The following is a 15572-nucleotide window of genomic DNA, read 5'->3' as shown; positions in this document are numbered from 1 at the left end:
TTCGGCTCAACTTCCCGAAAGTTTTAAACTTTCGGGAAGTTCTTATTCCAATAAGTTATGTCATTCTCTATAACAGTGTAATTAGCCGTCTATAACACATCAAATTAATTTCAAAAAATCCCCTTTTGCTCATTTAATAATTTCCCATCACCTCCCCAAACTTTCAAATCTACTTTGCCGTTTGTTTCAAAAATCAATTCCATAAAACCCGGTTTACTGGCATTGAAAAGACAATCTTTTTGGGTTATTTTTCTTTTCAATGGAGTCAATTTACTACCCGAACCACTAATTAAAAACAAAGAATTGGGACGTTTGATTACTTGTAAATTATGCTCATGACCCGCAATGGCAATGACATTTTTATGCTTTTGTAACATCAAATACATTTTATCAGCCAGTCTCATATAACGGGGCTGATTCATCTCCGCATTCAAAGCACGATTGACCCCTAAAAGTCCAAACGTTTGTAGCGGTGTGTAATTTACCAAAGCATAATACCAACTTTTTCCTTTATGATACCCGTGTTCGCCGTAGTCAACAATGGGATGATGAGATAAAAAAATGGATTTCTTTCCCTGTTTTTCAACGGCAGTCAAAATAGAATCAAGACGGTTGAAATAGGCAATATCCATTTTTTTAAATGTTTCCTCCTTGCCAACTTTATGATAAAACGAACGATGAAGCCACCAGTCGGTATCGGTAAAAACAAGTACGATATTATTACCTAAATCACGTGTTACAGGGCCAGGCAAGCCTTTTTCGGGAAAAAAGTGTTTGGTATTAGGCTGATTGAGAGAATCTTTGGCAAATTTATTAATGTAATTTGCCTGACGAATTACATTTTTGTAGCCTTTCCAACGCCCTTTTGCCCAATCGTGATTTCCTGGAATAAAAAACCAATCTCCTTTAAAATTTCTGAGTGTGTGCAGTTGCGTTAACAGTTTCAATTCTGCGTCTTTTGTTCCATCTAAACCACGTGGATAAATGTTATCCCCCAAAAAAACAACTCCTCCATTTTGATTTTCGGTTAGGTGTTTTTGCAAAGTTTTATGTACGTCGTTCTGCACAATATCATCGCCTGCATCGCCAATGAGAAACAGTGAATAGGGTTTATTCTGAGCCTGTAAATCATTCAAAATAAAGCATAATAAAATCAAAAGTATTTTTTTCATTTTTGTAACACAGACTTCAGTCTGTCCTTTATTTTAGTCTGCATTATAACACAGACTTCAGTCTGTTCTTTTAGCAAACAGACTAAAGTCTGCGTTACTAACCTGTTCTCTAATTTTACTCACCAAAACTTCATTGATTTTACGGTAACTCTCAACTGTCCAACCTGCTACGTGTGGCGAGAGTATAACGTTTTTCTTTTGAAATAATTGAGAATAAACTTCATTTTGCTCCTCAGAAAGCGTTGCTAATTTCTCATTTTCCAAAACATCTAAACATGAACCTCGTAATTTCCCTGAATTTAATCCATTCAAAATTGCCTTTACAGAAGCAACTTCTCCTCTTGAAGTATTGATTAAAAAGATATTTTTCTTGAATTTCTGAATGAATGCATCATTCACCATCATTTTGGTTTCGGGCGTAAGCGGTACGTGAATTGTGAGTAAATCCGCTTGTTCAAAAATTTCTTCCATTGTGGCTTTTTTAGCTAAAAACCCGTATTCAGTCCAATCTTTTGGGGCAATATCATACGCCAAAACCGTCACGCCAAAACCCATTAATCTTTGTGCAACGGCAACACCCATATTTCCAAAACCGATTATCCCAACGGTCATGCCTTTTAGCTCAATGCCACGATTTTGTTCTCGTTGCCAAATGCTCTGACGCACTTCACTATCAGCCCAATTGAGTTTATTAAAAAGTCCTAAAATCATACCCAACGTATGTTCTGCAACGGCATCTGAATTTCCTTCATTCGCAGCAAAAACTTTTATCTTTCTTCGCTCAACTTCCTGTAAATCAATCAAATCTAAACCTGCACCAGCTCGGGCGATAAATTCTAATTTATCACAATGATATAAAAAATCAAGGTCAACTTTGGTTTTACTTCTGATGATTAGCCCTTCATAATCTTTAATGATTTCTAAAATCTCAGGACGTTTAATGTTTGGTTGATAGTTTACGTCAAAATTCATATCCGCTAATAATGGGAAGATATTTTCGTGTAAATCGTCAACAATTAGTATTTTTTTCATTCTATTATCAGTAGGACAGGTTTCCAACCTGTCATGCAACAAATTCTATAAAAACAGGTTGAAAACCTGTCCTACCAAATAAAAAACCTGTCAAATTACTGACAGGTTCATTTTACTCGCAAAAATATTAAAGAAATTAGAATTTCAACTTTTTCAAGTTCTTTAAACTGATTTCGATTCCTTCTAATGGAGTACGTTTGTAAGCTTCTAATTCTACGATAAAGTATTTTGCACCTGATAATTTTGAGTTAAAAATCTCTTGAAAGTTAATATCTCCTTCTCCAACTTCAACACTTACATTTTTGATTGGGTCGTGGTCTTTTACGTGGAAATGCGTAAAACGTCCTTGATAATTTTTGAACCATGCTGCTGGATTTTCTTTCGCATATTTCACCCAATATAAGTCCATTTCAAAAGTTACCAAATCTTTCTCTGTATTATCCAAAAGCGTTTTGTATAAACTTACGCCGTCATATTTTACAAATTCAAAATCGTGATTATGGTAGCCAAACTTCATGCCTAAAGACTTGCAATATTCACCTGCTTTGTTGAACATTTCAGCCATTTGTTTTCCATTTGGACGGTCTGGGTCAAGCATATATGGAGCGATTACAAATTTCTGACCTACTTTTTTAGCATCATCAGCCATTTTCTTGAAAGCATCCGACAACTGTCCGTTTGTATAGTCTTTGCTCGTTACCATTCCGTGAGCAGAAGGCATTTTCAAACCATTATCAGCCAATACTTTTGCATATTCAGTTGCTGATAAACCAAAGAATTTTCCGTCAGAATAACCAAAACCTTCTACTTGTTTGTAGCCCATTTTAGCAACTTTAGCAAGCGTTCCTGCGGCATCTTTTGCCATATCGTCTTTTACAGACCATAATTGTACACCAATATTACGAGCTGCGGGTTTCTTACCACCTGCAAATAAATCACTGCTTAATAAAGTAAAACCAGCCGCCGCTAAAGCACCAGTTTTAAGGAAGTCTCTACGAGATTGTTGTTCAATTGACATTGTTTTGATTGGTTATTTATAGTAATGAGATAATGCGATATTTAATTTGATTTACCCTTCTGAACTCATTTCTTTTCTATTTTTCACAACATCAATAGCCGTAAAAATAGCCTGTAACATGGATGATTCCGAAGCTGTATTTTTGCCTGCAATATCATACGCCGTTCCGTGGTCGGGCGAAGTACGGACTGCCGAAAGTCCAGCGGTATAATTTACACCCATTTCAAAAGATATATACTTAAATGGAATCAACCCTTGGTCGTGATACATCGCTAAAACGGCATCATAATGCTTAAATTGTGCTGCACCAAAAAAGCCGTCTGACGGAAAAGGTCCAAAAACTAAATTACCTTTTTTCTTGAATTGTTCCAAGACTGGCGTAATGGTCGTTTTTTCTTCATCGCCTAACAATCCATCTTCACCAGCGTGAGGATTCAATCCCAAAACCGCAATTTTAGGTTTTTGAATTCCAAAATCATTCTTCAAAGATGCAAACATTAAAGAAAGTTTCTGACTGATTTTATCCTGATTGATTGCCCCACGAACTCGTCCAAGAGGAATATGCCCTGTTACAACGCCAACTCTTAAAACATCTGAAACCAAAAACATCAATGATTCCTTAGCCTCAAATGCTTCGGTAAAATATTCGGTATGCCCTGGAAATTTGAAAGTTTCTGATTGAATATTATGTTTGTTAATCGGTGCAGTTACCACAGCTTGAATCGCTCCAGATTTTAAATCTTCGGTTGCTTTTTCTAAACACGCCAATGCTGCTGCACCTGCTTCCTGAGTAACTTTTCCTGGCGTAACTTCGGTTGCTTTATCTTCAAAGCAATTAATAATATTCGTGAGTTTATGGTTGACTTGCTGGATAGATTGAATCGGATTTAATGTCCAATCCTTAAGTTCTAATGCTTTACGATAAAAGCCGACAACCCTTTGTGAGCCATAAATAACTGGCGTACAAATCTGTAAAATACGTTTATTAGTAAGGGCTTTTAGTATTACTTCGGGTCCGATACCGTTATAATCGCCGAGGGTAATGCCTATAATTGGTTTTTGATGTTCCACGTTTTGTAATTTGTTATTGGTAATTAGCAATTGGTTATTTGTTCTTGGTGAAGTTTAAAAGATAAATTCTAAAGATTCAGCAACTAATTACAGATAACCAATCTCTAAACATTCCTGCAATTTCATAAATTCTATTGAAACAAAAAAGATTTGAGCATTACCCAAACCTTTTTTGTTTTTTGATTATTAAAATATAGCCATTCCTTGAGTATTTAAAACTCGCAGATTACTTTGATTGCAGGACAGATAAAAATGTTTTTATCCCTTAAATTTGTTCCAACAAAATATGTACAAACACATTTGTAAATAAATCAACATTCTATAAAAATCGTATTGGATAGTAAAAATAGTACCGAACCCAAAGAAAATTGCATCTTTCCAATATAACCAAATTTTATTATTGGAATTATACAAAATACCCAATTATTTTTTGAATTTTGTATGGTATAAAGTGTTTTATTCGGTTAAAGTTCAATTTAGTCCTTAATTTTAGATAAGTAATAAATATAAAAATGGCTCAATCATACGTTCAAAAAATTAATAGTATCCTTATCGCCAACCGTGGTGAAATTGCGATTCGTATTATGCGTGCTGCCTCCGAATTGGGGATTCGCACGGTAGCGGTTTATACCTTTGAAGACCGTTACTCTCTTCACCGATATAAAGCTGATGAAGCTTATCAAATCGGAAAAGATGATGAGCCTTTAAAACCTTATTTGGACATTGAAGGAATTATCAAACTTTGTAAAGAAAAGAAAATAGATGCGGTTCACCCAGGTTATGGTTTTCTTTCTGAAAATGTAACGTTGGCTCGTCGTTGTCGTGAAGAAGGAATCAAATTTATTGGACCATCTCCCGAAGCAATGGACGCATTGGGCGATAAAGTTGCTGCAAAAGTTGCCGCTCGCAAAGCCAATGTTCCCATGATTGAAGACTCAAAAGAGGAATTAATCAATGGAGAAATTGCTCTTTCGGAAGCTAAGAAAATCGGTTTCCCTGTCATGGTAAAAGCCGCCGCAGGTGGTGGCGGACGTGGTATGCGAGTTGTTCGTGAAGAAGAAGAATTTTCAAAAGCATTCAACGAAGCAAAAAACGAAGCAAAAAATGCCTTTGGTGACGATACTATCTTTATTGAAAAATTTATCGACCAACCAAAACATATTGAAGTTCAGCTACTTGGCGACCAACACGGCAATTTAGTTCACCTTTATGAGCGTGACTGTTCGGTACAAAGACGTTTCCAAAAGGTGGTAGAAATTGCTCCTTCTTTTGGCTTGAAAGAAGAAACTCGTCAAAAATTATACGCTCATGCTTTGGCAATTGGTAAAGCAGTAGATTATTACAATGCAGGTACAGTTGAGTTTTTGGTTGACAAAGACGAAAACATTTTCTTTATCGAAGTAAATCCACGTATTCAGGTAGAACATACTATTACTGAGGAAGTTACAGGTGTGGATATTGTGAGAACGCAGATTCTAATTGCAATGAATTATAAACTTTCGGACAACGGAATTTATATTTTAAAGCAAGAAGATATTCCTTTAAATGGTTATGCCATTCAATGTCGTATCACCACAGAAGACCCTGCCAATGGTTTCAAACCAGACTTTGGTACCATCATCGCTTATCGTAATGCCGCTGGTTTTGGTATTCGTTTAGATGAAGGGTCATCTTATCCAGGGGTTAAAATTTCACCCTATTTCGACTCAATGTTGGTGAAAGTTTCCGCACGTGGACGTACACTTAAAGGAGCTTCTCAACGTTTGGCTCGTGCCTTGACTGAATTCCGTATTCGTGGGGTAAAAACAAACATTCCTTTCTTGCGTAATGTAATTGCTCACCCCGTTTTCCAACAAGGAAAATGCGTAGTTCAATTCATTGATTCACATCCAGAATTATTCAATTTCAAAACTTCAAGAGACCGTTCTACTAAAATCCTTTATTATTTAGGTGATGTGGTTGTTAATGGAAATCCTGATGTAAAAGTAAAATTAGACCGTTCTTTCAGAACACCAGTAGTTCCTGCGTTTGATACTTTTGGCGAACATCCAAAAGGTAACAAACAACTTCTGGACTCAATGGGTGCTGAGAAATTCAGTCAGTATATCAAAGAACAAAAGCAAATTTTATATACCGATACCACTTTCAGAGATGGTCACCAGTCTTTACTCGCTACTCGTGTGCGTACCAAAGATATGATGGCAGTTGCCGAAAGTTATTCTAAAAACTTCCCACAATTATTCTCAATGGAAGTTTGGGGTGGTGCCACGTTCGACGTAGCGATGCGTTTCTTGAACGAATCGCCTTGGAAACGCCTGCAAGAATTTCGTGAAGCAATGCCGAATATGCTTTTGCAAATGCTTTTCAGAGGTTCAAATGCAGTTGGTTATTCGGCGTATCCTGATAATTTGATTGAGAAATTTGTAGAAAAATCTGCCGAAACGGGTATTGATGTTTTCAGAATTTTTGACTCATTGAATTGGGTTGAAGCTATGAAAGTTTCCATCAGAGCCGTTCGTGAACGTACCAATGCCATTGCAGAAGCCTCAATTTGTTATACAGGTGATGTTTTCACGAATGAAAAATATTCGTTACAATATTACTTAGATATGGCTCGTACTTTGGAAGACGAAGGAGCTAACATCTTGTGTATTAAAGACATGGCAGGACTTTTGCGTCCATTCCAAGCCAATCTTTTGGTAACAGAATTACGCCAAGCATTATCAATTCCTGTGCATTTACACACGCACGATACTTCTTCAATTCAAGCGGCAACCTATTTGAAAGCCATCGAAGCAGGTGTTGATATTGTGGATTGTTCATTGGGTGCTATGTCAGGCTTGACGGCTCAACCAAACTTCAACTCAGTGGTTGCCATGATGCAAGGACACGAGCGTGAATGTGCAATGGATTTACCGTTATTGAACCAATATTCAAACTATTGGGAAGATGTACGCCAAATGTATTATCCATTTGAATCTGAATTGAAAGCAGGTACGGCTGAGGTGTATGATAATGAAATTCCCGGTGGACAATATACCAACTTACGTGGACAAGCAATTGCTTTGGGCGTGGGTGATAAATTTGAATTAATGAAGCATAACTACCACGAAGCCAACAAATTATTTGGCGACATCGTGAAAGTTACGCCTTCGTCGAAAGTAGTGGGTGATATGGCAATTTTCATGACTGCCAATTCATTAAAACCCGAAGACGTATATGCTCGTGGGGCAACGCTTTCGTTCCCTGAGTCGGTTAAAGATTTCTTCAAAGGAGGTTTGGGTCAGCCTTACGGAGGTTTCCCGAAACAATTGCAAGAAATTATCTTGAAAGGTGAAGCAGCAATGACGACTCGCCCAAATGATTCAATTTTGCCGATTGAGTTTGAAAAAGACTTCGCTGATTTCCAGTCTAAATTCCCAGAAAATGAGCAAGGAGAATTAGATTATCTTTCGTACAAAATGTACCCGAAAGTATATGAAGATTACTACAAAAATCAACAGATCTACGGTGAGGTATCTTTGATTCCAACGCCTGCATTCTTGTACGGCTTGAAACCAGACGAAGAAATTTTAATTACGATTGACGAAGGTAAAACGATCATTGTCAAATACTTAAACCAATCTGAACCAGACGAAGCAGGTTTAAGAAATATTACTTTTGAATTGAACGGACAAGCTCGTAGAATTAAAGTGTTAGACAAAACCATCAAAGTGGTACGTCAGAAACACGATAAAGCATCTGCAAAAGGTGATATTGGAGCTCCATTACAAGGACGTTTGAGCAGAGTTTTGGTAAAAGCGGGCGACGAAATCAAGAAAAATGCACCGTTATACATCATTGAAGCCATGAAAATGGAATCAATTGTATCATCACCATTTGAAGGAATTGTGGGCAGAGTGGTACTCACAGAAGGAACGGTAGTTGAGCAAGACGATTTAGTATTGACGGTTGAAGAAGCGAAATTACCAGAGCCAAACACCGAAGAATACCTTTTCGTTTATGGAACACTCCGCAAAGAAGCAGGAAACGAATTGCACAAATTCATTGAGAAAAACGCTGAATTTGTTGGTATGGCAAACGCTCAAGGTAAATTATTCATGATTGAAGAAGAAGGCTATCCTGCATTCGTATCAACTGATAATCAAGCAGATAAGACCGTTGGAGAATTATACAAATTAACCAGCCCAATCAAATTATTAGCTATTTTAGACGAATACGAAGAATTCTTTGCCGAAGATAATGTCAACAGTGTTTTCATCAGAAATACGATTGACGTACATTTTGAAGGACAAATCGTTGAATCTTACGCTTATGAATTTAATCGTTCTGTTGAGGGGTTGAAAGAGATTGTTGGGGGGGATTTTATGAATAAATAATTTCAGTAAACAATAAACAGTTATCAGTAAACAAGGGTGAGGATTTTACAATTCTCACCCTTGTTTTTTGTGGTTTGGAGGGTAGTTTGGAAACAAGCAATAAATTTAGCCTAAACAAAGTTCCAAATACTGGAACTAATAGTATATTTGTATCATTATGAGAATAGTTGCAAAAAGCACTTTGAAAGAATTTTGGGAGATTTATATAGACTCTAAAACGGGTTTATTGAGTTGGTATGAAAAAATGAATAATGAAAATTATGATACTCCACAGGAAGTAATTGCAGATTTTAAAGGTGCTGACTATGTGGGCAATGAAAGAATCGTTTTTAATATCGCTAAAAATAAATTCAGGCTAATTGTCTCCTTCAACTACGAATTTAAAGCGTGTTGGATAAAATTTGTTGGCACTCACAAAGAGTATGACAAAATAGATGCTAAAACAGTAGAAAATCATTAAATCTTATGGAAAATTTTGAAATCAAACCAATAAAAAACGAAGCTGAATACAAGGAATCGTTTAAAAAATTGAATGAGGTTTGGGCTGCAAAACCCAATACCAAGGAAGGAGATATGTTAGAATTGCTTTTAATGGTGATTGAAAAATACGAAGCAGAACATTATCCCATGCCACAGCTTGACCCCATTGAGGCTATCAAGTATAAAATGGAAGAAAATAATCTTACACAAAAAGACTTGGTCAAATATTTTGGCACAAAATCAAGGGTTTCAGAAGTGTTAAACAGAAAAAAACCTTTGACTTTGAAAATGATAAAAACGCTTTATCAGAATTTTGGAATCCCAGCATCTACTTTATTGGCATATTAGTAGTTTTAGACGAATAAGTATTTGGAATAAATAAATTGATATTGTGTAGGGGCGTATCGCATACGCCCACATCTCGACTTTTTGGGCGTATGCGATACGCCCCTACGTCATGATGACAATATTTAATATTATTAATTAATTTGTTATTCTTACTTATGAAGAATATTTTGCCAACGACAACGTAAACAGTGTTTTCATCAGAAATACAATTAACGTTAACTTAGACGGGCAATCAGTAGAATCTTACGCTTACGAATTTAATCGTTCTGTGGAAGGGTTAAAGGAAATTGCAGGCGGGGATTTTATGGGGAGATAATTTCAGTAATCAGTCATCAGTAAACAAGGGTGAGGATTTTACAATTCTCACCCTTGTTTTTTGTGGTTTGGAGGGTAGTTTGGAAATTGTGGGTACTTACGCTATTCGACATAATCATTCGAAACATCTATGATAGAGTAAATTAAAATAAATTTATTCCTATAATACAAGAGTTGTATGTAACTTCAAAATATTAGTTCAATAAATAATTTCTTAGAAAAATCAAAAACACGATGAGCGAAAATAAACCTAATGACCAGTTGGATAAAGGAAACGAAAAATTTGTCTATCTAACCGAAAGTAGTTACAAACAATTGATAAACAATACTGATATAAAATCTTTTAATTTTGAAGATGCAATGGCAATATTCAAACAATATTATGACAATTGGAGATTTTACAAAATGTTCAATAAAAATGATATAAAATTTTTATATAAAAATTTTTCCTTACTATCGGGTGAAGAAAATAATATTTATTATCGTCAGGTAGAAGAAAGAAAAGATGATTTAGGCTACATTATTGAACTTAAAGGTAAATTAAAATACCATTTGAATCCAAATTGTGAGGGACTAAACCGAGGATTTAGGAACTTTATTATGCCAGCACCTATTACAAGAATAGAAGATGAATTTAGAAAAACTGAATTAGTAACCGAAATTAGGAATTGGTTTAAATCTAACAATTATACCATAGAAAGATATTTAAATAATGAAATCAATGACAAACTTCTAACTGAAACCTTCAACAAGTTCTTCCCTCTAAAATATAACATTGAGCAAATTATTATTAGCCAATCTTGCACACAATTTAAATGGTATACTGAAAAAAAATCAGATTCAGTTAAAATTGATAAAGAATTTGACATGAAAGATTTTCAAAATAATGTTAATGATATTATAAGAGAAAGGAATAATCTATGCAAACATAGTAATCAATTGTGGAATCTAAGTAAATATGATTTTTTACATTCAAAACCTATTACTGAAATAAAGAGTAGTCTCATAGATAGTATATCAAATAATTATTTAAAAGATGTTAATTTGACTTATTTAGAAAATATGGGATGGGAAAATATAATTACATTTTGGAAAGCACACTTAATTATAAAATATAAAGCAAGAAATGAGTTTATGAATTTATTAAAGTGGAAATTTAATCATAGACAAAATGCACTGTTAAATATCAAACTTGAGGATTATAATTTTGAGTGTTGCATAAAATGTCTTGATACCTCGCTAACACTGATTTTCAATCAGGGTTAGCGAGGTTAGCGTCTTTGACTCATTTATGATGCGTTAAAAACGCAAGACCATTACCACACCGATTAATAATTAGTGTATGCTGGACTAAATTATATTTAGCTGATTCCTTATTCTTAACCAAAGATAAATATGCAATTACGTGGCTTCTAATGGCATTTACAAGACCAATGGATACATCGTTTATCCTGATTTGTAATCAGGGGTCGGTAGAACCGCTCTATTTCATGTCACGGTATCCTCGCTTGACAATTTGTCATAACATCAATACAAATACTTGATTTTTAGTTAATTGCGAATAATATCTTCCAAATTTCCGCTTTAACAAGTTGTCTGGTAAGGATGCCACGGGGCGAAGCTACCTACTAAAAAAATAAATTTTACACGTTAGACATTTAAAATCATGAGTAAAATACAATCTATTATTGAGAATTTAAAATCAATAAATGTTCAAGAAGATAATGCAAGAGAAAGGATTGAAGAAATTTTAAAAAATGTAGGTGGTGTAGCATTTGTAGAAGTTACTTTGGACATAGGCAATGCATTCATTAGAGCCAGACCAAATAAAAGAATGGACAATGAGGAATATGAAACATTTATCAATTTTAGCGACTTAAATTTTAAACCACAGGCAGTAAATGAATGCTATCAAAGGGCAAGCACTCCAAACAAAACTATGTTTTATGGCGTTATAGTCCCTACTAAAATAATAGAAGGTGTAAACCCGAGATGTGTAGGAATGTTAGAAGCTCTTCCAAGTTTTAGAAATAAAACTTTACAAGGAATAAAAAAAATAACTTATGGGAAATGGACATTAATAAAGCCAATTAAGCTTTTAGCTATAATCCCTCGTGATAAGTTTATTGATGCAAGTAAATACCTCAAAGAATTAGATGAAGCATATCAAACATTTCTTTCAAATGCTGAGATAAATCTAAAAAACAAGTCTATTTCGTTTTTTGATTTTCTAGCAGAAAAGTTTTCTGAAGCAAATATTCAGGATCATAAAGACTATATGATTTCAGCGATTTATTCAGAAATTGTAACAAACAAAAGATTTGATGGTATAATGTATCCAAGTGTAAGAGCAGCAGGTAAGGGATTCAATGTTGCGATAACAGAAGAAACTGCACTAAAGAGCATAAAGTTAAGTGCAGCAGGAGAAAATTTCATTTATAAAAATAAGGGAAATACAAAAATATTTCCTCATTCCCGTGCAGAATTTATTGAAAATGAGAAAATAAAGTTCGTAAAAGATTCTAACTACAAATCAAAAGAAGAATGTCTAAAAGAATTAAACGTAATTTATTTACCAGAATTATAAAAGTATGAGTGTGCCTCGCTGACCCTGATTTGCAATCAGGGTCGTTTGGTTAAGCGTCTTTGACGTATTTATGTTGCGTTAAAAACGCAAGACCATTACCAAACCGATTTCAAATCGGTGTGAGCTGGGACTTCGGCTTGAAGCCGTAGAATAGTCGTTACTCGCCAGAAGCAAGCAACTGAATATTTAACAAATACTCTCAAATTCTCAGCAAAATGCTCATTCAAGAATATAATCCAAATTGGAAAAATGATTTTGAGGCAATCCATAAAGTTTTGCATGAAACACTATCCAATCATATTATTGCCATTGAACACATCGGAAGCACTTCTGTACCTCATCTGGCCGCAAAACACATTATTGATATTGACGTTATTTACGACAGGAATACCGATTTTGAAGCAATTAAAACACGTTTAGAGTCAATCGGGTATTTTCATAATGGCAATCAAGGCATTGAAAACAGAGAAGTTTTTAAACGAAGTAAGATAGTAAAAAATGAAGTTTTAGACAAAATAACTCACCATTTATACGTTTGTCCAAATGATAGCGAAGAACTACAAAGGCATATTTTATTCAGAGATTATCTACGGTCGGATGAAACGGCAAGAATCCAATATCAAAAGCTAAAATATGAAATTGCAGAAGCTATCAATCAAGACAAAAAGAAATATGCAGCACTGAAAGAATTGAAAGCGAAAGATTTTATTGATGGCATCATAGAAAGAGCAAAAATTGGCAAAGGTTATTAAAGCAGACAAAAATAGAACACAGATTTAACAGATTATTCTTGATTTTATCAGACTGTACGTCCCAGTGAAAATCTGTATTATCCGTGTCTGATTTTATCTTGCGACAAACTCTTTATGGTTCCGAAATCAAATATCTAAAGTGGGCAATATTTCCGACAAAACCCTCGCAAACCTTCCCTCCTCTTTTTGTAAAACCTCCTCAAAACTCAGCCATTTTACATCCTTAATAATTTGTTTTTCCATTTCGGGGTCGAAGCCAATTTGAATTTCGCCAGATTCGATTTTTACTTCATAAAATAACTCAATGGCATGAAGCGGAGGTTTTATAAATTCATTGATTTTGAGGAAATTACCAACAGAAATTATTGTATTCGTTTCTTCTAAAAACTCTCGTTTAAGACAATCCACAATAGTTTCGCCGAACTGTAAACCACCTCCTGGGGGCGACCAAAACTCTCCGCTTGCATTCATACCCGAATGATTTATCAAGAGAATTTTACCGTCTTCTACGCATATTCCGCATACTCGCACTCGAAGGTGATTTCCGTATTGGTTAATAATTTCTTGATTCATTTATTATTGAGTGAGTTAGTGAATGGTGATTTAGTGATTTAATTCACAAATCACCACTAATTAATTCACCACTACACAAATTGCATATTATGTAAATCAGCATACCAGCCGTCTTTACTTAAAAGTTCTTCGTGCGTACCTGATTCTTTAATTTCTCCTTTGTCCAAAACCAAAATTTTACTCGCATTTTGAATCGTTGAAAGTCTATGGGCAATTACAATAGCAGTACGTCCTTTCATCAATTTAGCAATGGCATTTTGTATCATTTCTTCGGTTTCTGTATCCACCGACGACGTTGCTTCATCCAACACAATTACCTTAGGATTATGCACCAATGCTCGCACAAAAGAAATCAATTGACGTTGTCCAACCGATAGCGTTGCACCACGCTCCATTACATTATAATCGTAGCCATCGGGCAATCTTTCGATAAATTCATGAGCCCCAACCAATTTTGCGGCTTCAATTACTTTTTCTCTCGTAATTCGCTTATCTCCTAAAGTAATGTTATACTCAATGGTATCCGAAAACAAGAAAACGTCCTGTAAAACGACCCCAATTTGCTTGCGAAGGCTATCCAATTCGTATTCTTGCAAATCAATATTGTCAATAAAAATCTTGCCTTTATTGATGTCATAAAAACGGCTTAAAAGATTCACCGTAGAAGATTTACCTGCCCCCGTTGCTCCTACCAAAGCAATCGTTTCACCTTCTTTTACGTGAAAAGAAATATCTTTCAGTACATATTCTTCGTCATTATACGCAAACCAAACATTTTCAAAACGAACATCCCCTTTCAAATTATCAGCCTTCACTTTTCCATCATTTACGGCATAATCTTCTGAATCTAAGAGCGTTAAAATTCTTTCCGTAGAAACAATTCCCATTTGGAGCGTATTAAAACGGTCAGCAAGAAAACGGATGGGTCGGAAAAACAAATTCATAAACATAATAAATGCCGTGAGCGTACCCAAAGTCATGTCATGAGCCAAAATTTGCTTTGACCCAAACCACACAATCAAACCCGTACCAGCCGCCAAAATAACGTCCGCCACAGGATAATAAACCGAATACGCCCAAATAGATTTAATATTAGCATCACGGTGTACTTCATTGATTTTCAAAAACTTATCATATTCTAACTTCTCCGCATTGAAAATCTGAACGATATTCATACCCGTAATGTGTTCCTGCACAAAAGAGTTGAGATTGGCAACGGCAAGCCTAACTTCATTGAAAGACTTTTTGATATATTCTTTGAAAATGTAGGTCGATGTTACCATAAAAGGTACGGTACAAAGGCAAATGAGCGTCAAACGCCAATCGGTATAAAGCATTACACCCGTAATCAAAACCAACTGTAAAATATCTCCTGCAATAGCCGCCAAACCCTCAGAGAATACGTCATTAAGCGTTTCAATATCCGAAACGGTACGAGTAACCAAACGCCCAATAGGTGTGTCATCAAAGAATTTTAAACGAAGACGGAGAATTTTGGCGTATAATTTCACCCGAATATCACGGATAACCGTTTGCCCAAGCCAACCTGCCATAAAGGCACTTACAAATTGAAGTAAGCCCTGCAAAAGCAAAACCCCAATCATTGCCAAAAGCATCAGAGCGAGTTTAGGGTAATTGCCCGAAGAGATATAATTATCTATCGTATAACGAATCAACAGAGGATTCAGTGGCACAACGCACGCTGAAACCATAATAAGTGTCACTAACGACCAAAATCTTAAACGATAAGGTTTAAGAAAACTATAAATTCTACTGAGTATTTGAACGTCAAATATTTGACCGCTTTTTTCTTCTTTTTTCAATTTGAGCAATAATTGGTTTGTC

12 protein-coding genes are annotated in these 15572 nt (G+C 35.3%); 6 read left to right on the top strand and 6 right to left on the bottom strand.

Annotation, left to right across the window (positions count from 1 at the left end; all coding sequences use genetic code 11):
* Positions 1-110: 110 nt before the first annotated feature.
* From VB796_RS12780 to pdxA, 4 genes are all read right to left on the bottom strand, one after another.
* Positions 111-1172: a metallophosphoesterase gene (locus VB796_RS12780; protein ID WP_323346938.1), complete on the bottom strand. Its 1062-nt coding sequence runs from the start codon at positions 1170-1172 to the stop codon at positions 111-113.
* Positions 1173-1229: 57 nt separating this feature from the next.
* Positions 1230-2204, bottom strand: a complete 975-nt coding sequence (locus VB796_RS12775) for an NAD(P)-dependent oxidoreductase (protein ID WP_323346937.1) — start codon at positions 2202-2204, stop codon at positions 1230-1232.
* 136 nt (positions 2205-2340) lie between these two features.
* Positions 2341-3222: a TIM barrel protein gene (locus VB796_RS12770; RefSeq protein ID WP_323346936.1), complete on the bottom strand. Its 882-nt coding sequence runs from the start codon at positions 3220-3222 to the stop codon at positions 2341-2343.
* 51 nt (positions 3223-3273) lie between these two features.
* On the bottom strand, positions 3274-4293 hold the full coding sequence (gene pdxA / locus VB796_RS12765; protein WP_323346935.1) for a 4-hydroxythreonine-4-phosphate dehydrogenase PdxA: 1020 nt from the start codon (positions 4291-4293) through the stop codon (positions 3274-3276).
* 512 nt (positions 4294-4805) lie between these two features.
* Here pdxA and VB796_RS12760 point away from each other — a divergent pair.
* From VB796_RS12760 to VB796_RS12735, 6 genes are all read left to right on the top strand, one after another.
* On the top strand, positions 4806-8672 hold the full coding sequence (locus VB796_RS12760) for a pyruvate carboxylase (protein WP_323346934.1): 3867 nt from the start codon (positions 4806-4808) through the stop codon (positions 8670-8672).
* A 157-nt stretch (positions 8673-8829) separates the two neighbouring features.
* Positions 8830-9132 carry a type II toxin-antitoxin system HigB family toxin gene (locus VB796_RS12755; protein ID WP_323346933.1) on the top strand — a complete coding sequence of 101 codons (303 nt, stop codon included), beginning with the start codon at positions 8830-8832 and terminating at the stop codon, positions 9130-9132.
* Positions 9133-9137: 5 nt separating this feature from the next.
* Positions 9138-9500 (top strand): transcriptional regulator, encoded by a 363-nt coding sequence (locus VB796_RS12750; protein WP_323346932.1) that lies wholly within the window; start codon positions 9138-9140, stop codon positions 9498-9500.
* Positions 9501-10049: 549 nt separating this feature from the next.
* A complete protein-coding gene (locus VB796_RS12745) occupies positions 10050-11081 on the top strand; it encodes a hypothetical protein (protein WP_323346931.1) in 1032 nt (343 codons plus the stop codon).
* Between the two features lie 400 nt (positions 11082-11481).
* On the top strand, positions 11482-12402 hold the full coding sequence (locus tag VB796_RS12740) for a hypothetical protein (protein ID WP_323346930.1): 921 nt from the start codon (positions 11482-11484) through the stop codon (positions 12400-12402).
* Between the two features lie 215 nt (positions 12403-12617).
* Entirely contained in the window at positions 12618-13154 is a 537-nt protein-coding gene (locus VB796_RS12735; RefSeq protein ID WP_323346929.1) for a GrpB family protein, read from the top strand.
* 126 nt (positions 13155-13280) lie between these two features.
* On the opposite strand, the gene VB796_RS12730 is transcribed toward VB796_RS12735, so the two are convergent.
* The gene (locus tag VB796_RS12730) at positions 13281-13727 is read right to left on the bottom strand and encodes an NUDIX hydrolase (RefSeq protein WP_323346928.1); all 447 of its coding nucleotides are present in this window, start codon (positions 13725-13727) and stop codon (positions 13281-13283) included.
* Positions 13728-13798: 71 nt separating this feature from the next.
* On the bottom strand, positions 13799-15550 hold the full coding sequence (locus tag VB796_RS12725; protein WP_323346927.1) for an ABC transporter ATP-binding protein: 1752 nt from the start codon (positions 15548-15550) through the stop codon (positions 13799-13801).
* Positions 15551-15572 lie beyond the last annotated feature (22 nt).

Origin of the sequence: Arcicella sp. LKC2W (genome assembly GCF_034931005.1) — a bacterium.
Taxonomy (GTDB): domain Bacteria; phylum Bacteroidota; class Bacteroidia; order Cytophagales; family Spirosomataceae; genus Arcicella.
This window is presented reverse-complemented; position numbering and strand designations above follow the sequence as displayed.

What these genes read in the sequence shown, in the direction of transcription:
- VB796_RS12780 (WP_323346938.1), bottom strand. Translation starts at nt 1,172, where the DNA reads ATGAAAAAAATACTTTTGATTTTATTATGCTTTATTTTGAATGATTTA.
- VB796_RS12775 (WP_323346937.1), bottom strand. Translation starts at nt 2,204, where the DNA reads ATGAAAAAAATACTAATTGTTGACGATTTACACGAAAATATCTTCCCA.
- VB796_RS12770 (WP_323346936.1), bottom strand. Translation starts at nt 3,222, where the DNA reads ATGTCAATTGAACAACAATCTCGTAGAGACTTCCTTAAAACTGGTGCT.
- VB796_RS12760 (WP_323346934.1), top strand. Translation starts at nt 4,806, where the DNA reads ATGGCTCAATCATACGTTCAAAAAATTAATAGTATCCTTATCGCCAAC.
- VB796_RS12755 (WP_323346933.1), top strand. Translation starts at nt 8,830, where the DNA reads ATGAGAATAGTTGCAAAAAGCACTTTGAAAGAATTTTGGGAGATTTAT.
- VB796_RS12750 (WP_323346932.1), top strand. Translation starts at nt 9,138, where the DNA reads ATGGAAAATTTTGAAATCAAACCAATAAAAAACGAAGCTGAATACAAG.
- VB796_RS12745 (WP_323346931.1), top strand. Translation starts at nt 10,050, where the DNA reads ATGAGCGAAAATAAACCTAATGACCAGTTGGATAAAGGAAACGAAAAA.
- VB796_RS12740 (WP_323346930.1), top strand. Translation starts at nt 11,482, where the DNA reads ATGAGTAAAATACAATCTATTATTGAGAATTTAAAATCAATAAATGTT.
- VB796_RS12735 (WP_323346929.1), top strand. Translation starts at nt 12,618, where the DNA reads ATGCTCATTCAAGAATATAATCCAAATTGGAAAAATGATTTTGAGGCA.
- VB796_RS12730 (WP_323346928.1), bottom strand. Translation starts at nt 13,727, where the DNA reads ATGAATCAAGAAATTATTAACCAATACGGAAATCACCTTCGAGTGCGA.